The organism is Micromonospora sp. BQ11 (assembly GCF_052068135.1).
Lineage (GTDB): Bacteria > Actinomycetota > Actinomycetes > Mycobacteriales > Micromonosporaceae > Micromonospora.
Genome location: NZ_JBQHDB010000019.1, coordinates 127,739 through 134,518, shown reverse-complemented (window position 1 = coordinate 134,518; position 6,780 = coordinate 127,739). Strand labels below are relative to the sequence as shown.

Annotated in this window: 9 protein-coding genes and 1 pseudogene; 2 read left to right on the top strand and 8 right to left on the bottom strand. The window is 67.8% G+C overall.

What is annotated here, in order from left to right; translation table 11 throughout:
* A partial coding sequence (locus tag ACTMSW_RS29570) for a hypothetical protein (protein ID WP_441184031.1) occupies positions 1 to 194 on the bottom strand: 194 nt, incomplete at its 3' end.
* A gap of 57 nt (positions 195 to 251) precedes the next feature.
* Here ACTMSW_RS29570 and ACTMSW_RS29565 point away from each other — a divergent pair.
* Positions 252 to 821 (top strand): hypothetical protein, encoded by a 570-nt coding sequence (locus tag ACTMSW_RS29565; RefSeq protein ID WP_441184030.1) that lies wholly within the window; start codon positions 252 to 254, stop codon positions 819 to 821.
* 285 nt (positions 822 to 1,106) lie between these two features.
* Here ACTMSW_RS29565 and ACTMSW_RS29560 read toward each other — a convergent pair whose 3' ends face one another.
* The 3 genes and pseudogenes from ACTMSW_RS29560 to ACTMSW_RS29550 form a co-directional block, all read right to left on the bottom strand.
* On the bottom strand, positions 1,107 to 1,400 hold the full coding sequence (locus tag ACTMSW_RS29560) for a DUF3618 domain-containing protein (protein WP_441184029.1): 294 nt from the start codon (positions 1,398 to 1,400) through the stop codon (positions 1,107 to 1,109).
* Positions 1,397 to 1,829 (bottom strand): annotated as a pseudogene (locus ACTMSW_RS29555) (phage holin family protein). The gene ACTMSW_RS29560 and the pseudogene ACTMSW_RS29555 overlap by 4 nt, the downstream one beginning before the upstream one ends.
* 49 nt (positions 1,830 to 1,878) lie before the next feature.
* The gene (locus tag ACTMSW_RS29550) at positions 1,879 to 2,031 is read right to left on the bottom strand and encodes a hypothetical protein (protein WP_441184028.1); all 153 of its coding nucleotides are present in this window, start codon (positions 2,029 to 2,031) and stop codon (positions 1,879 to 1,881) included.
* 626 nt (positions 2,032 to 2,657) lie between these two features.
* Between ACTMSW_RS29550 and ACTMSW_RS29545 the strand changes: the two genes are divergently transcribed.
* Complete coding sequence (locus ACTMSW_RS29545; RefSeq protein ID WP_441184027.1) at positions 2,658 to 3,062, top strand: helix-turn-helix domain-containing protein; 405 nt, start codon at positions 2,658 to 2,660, stop codon at positions 3,060 to 3,062.
* Positions 3,063 to 3,394: 332 nt separating this feature from the next.
* On the opposite strand, the gene ACTMSW_RS29540 is transcribed toward ACTMSW_RS29545, so the two are convergent.
* The 4 genes from ACTMSW_RS29540 to ACTMSW_RS29525 all read right to left on the bottom strand — a co-directional run bounded on the left by ACTMSW_RS29540 (position 3,395) and on the right by ACTMSW_RS29525 (position 6,631).
* On the bottom strand, positions 3,395 to 4,339 hold the full coding sequence (locus tag ACTMSW_RS29540) for a DUF4394 domain-containing protein (RefSeq protein ID WP_441184026.1): 945 nt from the start codon (positions 4,337 to 4,339) through the stop codon (positions 3,395 to 3,397).
* Between the two features lie 395 nt (positions 4,340 to 4,734).
* On the bottom strand, positions 4,735 to 5,043 hold the full coding sequence (locus ACTMSW_RS29535) for a DUF2188 domain-containing protein (RefSeq protein ID WP_441184025.1): 309 nt from the start codon (positions 5,041 to 5,043) through the stop codon (positions 4,735 to 4,737).
* Between the two features lie 623 nt (positions 5,044 to 5,666).
* A complete protein-coding gene (locus tag ACTMSW_RS29530; protein ID WP_441184024.1) occupies positions 5,667 to 6,359 on the bottom strand; it encodes a hypothetical protein in 693 nt (230 codons plus the stop codon).
* On the bottom strand, positions 6,356 to 6,631 hold the full coding sequence (locus ACTMSW_RS29525) for a transposase (protein ID WP_441184023.1): 276 nt from the start codon (positions 6,629 to 6,631) through the stop codon (positions 6,356 to 6,358). Before ACTMSW_RS29525 ends, ACTMSW_RS29530 begins: the two co-directional genes overlap by 4 nt.
* Between the last annotated feature and the right edge of the window lie 149 nt (positions 6,632 to 6,780).

Here is a 6,780-nt window from a genome sequence, read left to right as displayed (position 1 = left end):
TCTGGCTCTTCGAGAAGCTCGGCTGGGCCCACGACGTCCGCTGGCCCGACTCGGCACGCCTCGCCGCCCGCCGCACCGACCGATAACCGCACGTTGAGCGTCGCCGACGCAGCCCCACAGACATTTCGCACCAGCTGCTCGCCGCGCACCGGCCACAGCCGATCATCCGGCCAAGCGGCGATCACCCAGGTCAACGACGCCTACCTGTCTCGGCCGCATCCCACGTCCTGCCTACATCGCCGGAGGAAATCATGAACGAGCGTCACACCATCATTCGCAGCCTGCACGACGTCGGAGCCGCCCTGTGGCTCGGCGGATCCTTGATGGGCGCCGTCGGCCTCAACGGGGCATCCCGGGCCGTCAGCAACCACGACGAACGGGCTCACATCGCCTCGGTGGGATGGGCGAAATGGGCACCGATCTCCGCCGCCGCGATCGGCGCGCACCTGATCGGCGGCGCCGGTCTGCTGATCACGAACCGGCGCCGCGCCAGCGCCCAGGCCGGTGTCAGCGCCAACACCACCGTCAAGACGGCGCTGACCCTCGCCGCGGTCGCCACCACCGCCTACAGCGGACTGCTCGGCAACCAAATCGCCCGCAACGGTACGGTGCCCACGGACGGTGCCACTGATCCGTCACCGGCCACTCCTCAAGACGTCGCCGCGGCCCAGCGCCAGCAGCGAATTCTGCAGTGGGTCACCCCGGCGCTGACCGCGGTGATCGTGGCCCTCGGTGCCCAGCAGGGCGAGCAGCAACGTCCCAGCCAGATGCTCGGCGGCATCAGCGCCCGGCTGGCCCGCCTCACCGGCCGCAGCCGATGATCCTGCCGTCGTGAAGAGCTGCCCGCGCTTGCCTGAAAAGGTGCGGCCACGGTCTTGGGCTGTTTTTCCATCGGCCTGCCGGTGCAGCGCAGCGGCACACCGCCGGACCGTTCATCCGGACCGGCGGCGTCGGTAGGCGATGATCGCGAGGGCGGCCACTGTGCCGGTGGCGGCGAGGACTGGTACGGGTTTCGCGCGCACCGAACGGCCGATCTTGGTGGTCGCGGCGCGAGCGGAGGTGATCAGGGCGGACTGGGCCTTGCCGGTGCGCTGCGCGCTGGCGTTCTATGAGCCTCGTACCGCGCTGATGGTGTGCTGTGACTTGAGCTTGACCGATGCGGCGCGCTGGGAGGTGTTCTGGCTCACCGTGCGGGCCACCTGGGTCGCTCTGCTTTTCGCCGACTGGCCCGCTTGGGTGACCCGCTGTCGGAGTTCGCCGACGGTGGTGCTGGCCTTGGTGCGTGCACGGGCCTTGACGTCGGTCTTGGCGGTCAGGGCGGCGACGGTCTCGCCGAGTTCCGCACGTGTCTGCTGGATGTCACGCCGGGTTTGATCGCTGCTTCCGGCTGGCGTGCTCATGGCTGCCTCCGACTCGCTGCGCCGCGGATCGTCTCGGCGTCGGCTCGCACACTGTCTCTGGTCGCTGTGGGTGTGGCGGGCATGGCCTTACTGAACTGCTCCTTACCGCTTCGCGCCGCGATGGCGGCGGCCACGGCCAGGATCACCGTGACGATCAGCGCGGCCAGCGCATCGGGCATGACCGCGGCCAGGGCCAGCACGATCGTGGCGACGGCGGTCCCGCCGGCAAAGAGACCGAGCATCGCACCGCCACCGAGCAGTCCTGCGCCGGCGCCCGCCCGTTTGCCCTTGGCGGTCATCTCCGCCCGCGCCCATCGTCAGCTCGTCGCGCACCAGACGGGTGATCTGCTCGGTGGCGCGCTGCACCAACTCGGCGACCGGCATGTCAGCAGACGCGGCGCCTGGGTTGCCGCCAGGTGGTTCCGGCATGAGTACCCTCACCTCTCTCTCACGGGTGGTCCCGAGGCGCTGCCCGCAGTCACCGTTGCTGGGCGACGGGCATGCTCGCCGGCTCCTGCGGCGAGGCGTCGATACGACCGCTCAGCGACGGCGCCGGGCCCTCGTCGGGTTGGCCCGCGACGCCACCCGCCGGAAAGCCTCCATCCTGGCGGCGACGTCGCAGCTTGAGCATGCCCGCAGCTCCAGTCACCGCTCCAGCCGCGAAAGCAAGGATGAGCGCTTGCCGCCCGGTGGACCTTCCCGTGTGGTGCCATGAATACCTGCCGGATCCCACGTGACCTCATAGGCCTGAATTGTCAGACTCCACCGCCGAGGCCGTACCTGTAATCGGCGAACTCGCATGAAGATGAGCGCTACCCACGTGTTGGTCGCCGTGAGCTGCCGATTCCGCGTTCGGGGCCGCGGCGGTGGGCCAGGCTGTGTCCATCAGCCAGCGGCCCGCCTGTTCGATCTCTGTGACGCGAGCGGGCCGTCTGAGCCGTACGTGGGCGCAACCGGCTTGAACACGGCCAGCCGCCCGAATGTTAGCGTGAACGCCGGCCGGTAACTGCGACCTATCCGCTGCGGATTGCCGCGTGGCCTACTGGCCTCCGCGTTATGACGTCTGCCGGGGCGGATCAGTCTGTGGCGGCGTTCGATGATGGGCCGATGGCCGTCGATGCCACTGCGAAGGAACCCGTGAGGCTGCCATCGGTCGACGTAGGCATTTCTCGGCTTCGGCAGGAGGTGACAGAGGTTGACTGAGGTCGGATTATGGACGTCGGTGGGAGGGACATGAGTGAGCTCAGTGCGTAAGCCGTGTTTGCGCGGCTCGTCCGTCGCGCGGTCGACCATGCTCGCGAAGAGCGCGGCTGGTCGGTGACGCAGGTAGCAGCGCATAGCGGCGTCGGCCGCTCCACCATCTTCCGATGGATGTCCGGTGACTGGCAGGACTACCCCGAGTTGCCCAAGATCCGCGCGTTCTGCGCCACCCTCGACCTGCCGCTCGGTGCCGCGTTGCGCACTCTCACCGTTGACGCGGCAGCGCCACCGCAGCAAGCGGCAGCCCACCCTGAGGTGGAGGCGGACATGGCGGCTATTCGCTGCCGACTCGCCGACGCCAACGTCCCCGAGGCCGACAAGCGCCACGTTCGCGCCGTATTGCGGCACCTCGCCCGGCAGCCCAGCCCTCGTATCCGCTGGCGGGGTTCCGCTCCGCGATGAACTGTGTGCCTGCAGTGCGGCACGACGTCACCGTCGCTGCGGCCGCCGGGCTCACCGGCGACCAGTTGATCGACTCCGTGCCAATGGAACACGAACTGACCGCGAAACGCTGTGCGCCCCGACGGCGGGATTGGGCACAGGGTGCTGTCGTTACGGCGACGGACTCACCTGCCGGAGTAGTGGTCGCCGGCCCGGCGCGATCACGGCTCCGCGCCAGCCACCACGCCTGTGTACGCGCCGAGAACGGGAGGCCGGCCATGACCGGCCTCCCGTCTTGTGCTGCCACGAGTGTTTTCGCCAGGGGATGCGCCCGGGTGTGCGGCGCGCTGTGGTCAGCGGGCGTTGAGGGGGATGGCGAGGTCCACGACGGTGTGTGGCCGGTCGAAGCTGCCGGTTGGGGTGGCGTTGCCGGTGAGGAGGTCTATGGCGTGGACGCTGCTGGTGCCCGCGATGTTGAGGACGGCGTAGCCGCGGTTGGCCACGGTGCGGCCGTTGCGGGTGGTGCTGTGGATGTCGAAGCCGGTGCGTGGGTCGGTGTTGACGCCGAGTTTGCCGGTGGCGGCGAGTTGTCCGGTGTTGGCGGGGGATTGGACGGCGACCTGGTCGAGGGTGGTGTCGATGTCGAACAGGGTGGTGGCGGTGTTCGGATCAAGGTCGTTGTTGGTGTACGCGGCGCCGGTCAGGCCCAGGGCGGCGGCGGGCGAGGGTGGATAAGTCAGGGTTGCGTCGGCGATGGTGGTGCCGCCGGGGTTGACGTTGTGGCGCAGGTTCTGGCCGGTGTCGCTGATGATGCGCAGGCGGTCCGCGCTCGGGTTGAAATCGACGCCGAAGAAGGTTCCCTGCAGGCCGACGGTCAGTTGGCTGACCTTGGTCGCGGCGGCGGTGCCGGTGGAGAGGGTGTAGATGCCACCGTTGCTGCCCACGCCGTACAGCTTGCCGTCCTGTACCCGGTAGTCGATGCCGATCACGGTTTCGGTGCCGGGCAGGTCGACCACCCCGATGCTGCAGGCCCACCCGGGCCGGTCGACCTTGAACTTGATCAGCCTCTGGTCGCTGGTCAGCCCGATCGCGCTGAGTCCCGGCAACGATCCATCCAGCAGGTCCCACCAGATACCGCACAGACCGCCGATCAACGGGGGCTGGCCGGACGGGGTGGCACCGGCCGAGACGTGTCCCTCCGGACCGGCCGCGCCCTGGGCGGACACCGGCGACGCACCCACCGCGAAGGCAATGGCGAAACCGATTACCGCGAGCCTGTGACCGAGAATTGCTTTCATGAACTGCACCTTTCACAACTTGAATGGGGGTGGTGTTAGGTGCGCGCACCTCAGGATAAGCGCGATGAAGGCGTCCAGGGAAGACCGAAATCCCTGCTCAGAGGCATGGTAGGAGGAATGCGACACCCCTGATGTGAATGGCGTTCGGCCTGAGCCACCAAAAGGAGCTGGGCGGGACTGCCAAGAGTCGGCCACGCATGTCGCCAAGAGATCACCGCCGCCGATATCGGTAGCGCAGCAGCACTCGCGGCGAGCGGTACGGTCACTCGACGGGGGCCGGTCTGCGGCCGGGCCTGCCGTCCGTCTCCTGCCGAGAGCGAGCTTGAACACCGATGGCCGTCCTCTTCAGAGGACGGCCATCGGAATTAGCCGCCGGCTCGCCGGCGGCTAGGGGTTCAGCCGGGGATCTCGCGAGGGTCGCGGCTGCGGGGGTAGGTGTTCTTCTCCCCGATGGTGCCGTCCTGCTTCTTGATCACGTGTTCGGCGTCGCGCTTCACGGCCATCTCGCGGCCCTCGGCCTCCGCCTCGGCCTTGGTGTCGTGCACGCTGCTCGCGCGCTGGTTGCCCTCCGGGCGGTTCTTCCACTGCCCGTCCTGGTGGTACGTCTCGACGTCGCCCTTCGCCATGAGTCGAGCCTCCCTGGTCTCGTGGTAGGTCACGGTCAACTGCCCCGCCGGCAACCGCCCGAAACGCTCCTCAAGCATGGGTCGTGTGGCGTGGTGGGCCGAAGTGCCCGCTCTTGGCCACTTCGCCCCACGTAACGCCGTGCTACCTCCTTTGCGAAAGGCGCACCTCACGGCACGGGCCCTGTCCTGTATCGGCCGCACTTCGCGGCTGACATGCGGCGCCTCACCCGACCGTGCACTGCGGACCCGGCACCGGCATGGCGCGATTCGTTTTGGCTCAGAGGGAACGTTCGTTCAGGAGATGCGAGCCTCGGTCACGTGTCCAGCGCCCCTGCGTTGAATCCGTCGGCTTCTCGGGGCTCGAAACAGTAGCGCCTCCAACCAGGCTCCGGCTTCGACCGCCGCGAAACTCGCACAGACAGGTGCGATGATCAACATGCTGGACGGCCACAGCAGCATCAATGCCGCAACTGCAATACTGAAGGTCGCTCCGAGGACCCGCGCCGGAAATCGGCGTCGAGATACCCGTTGCGAATGTGAAGAACGGGTCAGGGCTGTCGTGGAATGCAAGACCGTACTTTCCTGACGTTGGCACCGATCACCGCGCCCCGCGGCGGGGAGAAGGATAGGACGAGATCTAACTGGGTGCGCCTCATGGTAGTGAAGCGTGTGCCGAAAACGCCGGTGTACACGAACCCTTCTTAAACTGCCAGCTGGTCAGAACTGAAGGCGGCAGGCGCTGCGCCGTAGCCACTGCAAAGCCTTGAGTACTCCAGCCGGGGATCGTGATCACGGCTCATGAGGGCTTGGCGGGCGTAGTGGCTTTTCATGGCTCGGGCTTGGTGGCGGCGTCGACGGATGGACCAGAGCAGCGGGTCGGATCGGCGGCGGGCAGGTTCGATGATCAGGACGTTGAACAGGTGGCGTAGCTCGTTGACGGTTAGCGGGATCAGTCCGGCGGGGTCGTAGCGGTGACGGTGACCTGCGGTGGCCGCGGCGAGGAAGGCGTGGGCGAGGATCGCGAGGGTGGTCCAACGGTGCCAGGACGTCCAGCGGCGGTGCTGGTGCTGATCCAGGCCGAGTCCGTTCTTCGCGGCTTGGAACGATTCTTCGATCTTCCAGCGGCGCCCGGCGACCGTGACGAGCATGCGCAGCGGGGCGGGTTGTGGTGACCAGCAGCGGTAGAAGGCCAGCTCGTCGGTGCTGCGGTTGCGGCGGATGAGCAGCCAGTGATACCCGCTGTGACTGTCGGTGGCGCGGGGCAGGGCAACCAAGGACCAGTCGTAGTAGCGGTAACCCTTCGCGCCTCGGCCAGCGGACATGCGCTGCCACGCGGCGGCGGGAAGCCCTGCGGCCAGGGCGTCGACGCGGTAGACGCCCAGGCCGGTGCTCACCTGATGTGAGCGGGCCACGGCCAAGACGTAACCCAGGCGCAGCGCACGGAGCCGGACGGCCAGGCGGGATCGTTGCCGTATGCCTCGTCGCCGGCCCCCCAGCGACACGGCAGCCCGCCCGTGACCGCAGCTTCGATCATCCGGACTGCCAGCTGTGGCTTGGTCGCGAATCGCACTTGCTCGGGGATACCGGCCTCGGCGCGGCGCTGCGGGTCGTCGCACCAGCATTGCGGCAGGTCCATCATCGCGAAGTTTTCCTGATGCAGCTCCATCTGCCCAACCAGTGGGTGCCGGAAGGCTTTGCGCCCGTGTGTTCACCGACCAGAGGTTGAGGCCAACTGCATCGCCAGGCCGCGAAGCCGTGTCAACCTTCTCGACCGAGGACTACGTGCACCCCTTCGAGGTCCTTGTGCCCGGCTAT

What these genes read in the sequence shown, in the direction of transcription:
- ACTMSW_RS29565 (WP_441184030.1), top strand. Translation starts at nt 252, where the DNA reads ATGAACGAGCGTCACACCATCATTCGCAGCCTGCACGACGTCGGAGCC.
- ACTMSW_RS29560 (WP_441184029.1), bottom strand. Translation starts at nt 1,400, where the DNA reads ATGAGCACGCCAGCCGGAAGCAGCGATCAAACCCGGCGTGACATCCAG.
- ACTMSW_RS29550 (WP_441184028.1), bottom strand. Translation starts at nt 2,031, where the DNA reads ATGCTCAAGCTGCGACGTCGCCGCCAGGATGGAGGCTTTCCGGCGGGT.
- ACTMSW_RS29540 (WP_441184026.1), bottom strand. Translation starts at nt 4,339, where the DNA reads ATGAAAGCAATTCTCGGTCACAGGCTCGCGGTAATCGGTTTCGCCATT.
- ACTMSW_RS29535 (WP_441184025.1), bottom strand. Translation starts at nt 5,043, where the DNA reads ATGCTTGAGGAGCGTTTCGGGCGGTTGCCGGCGGGGCAGTTGACCGTG.
- ACTMSW_RS29525 (WP_441184023.1), bottom strand. Translation starts at nt 6,631, where the DNA reads ATGGAGCTGCATCAGGAAAACTTCGCGATGATGGACCTGCCGCAATGC.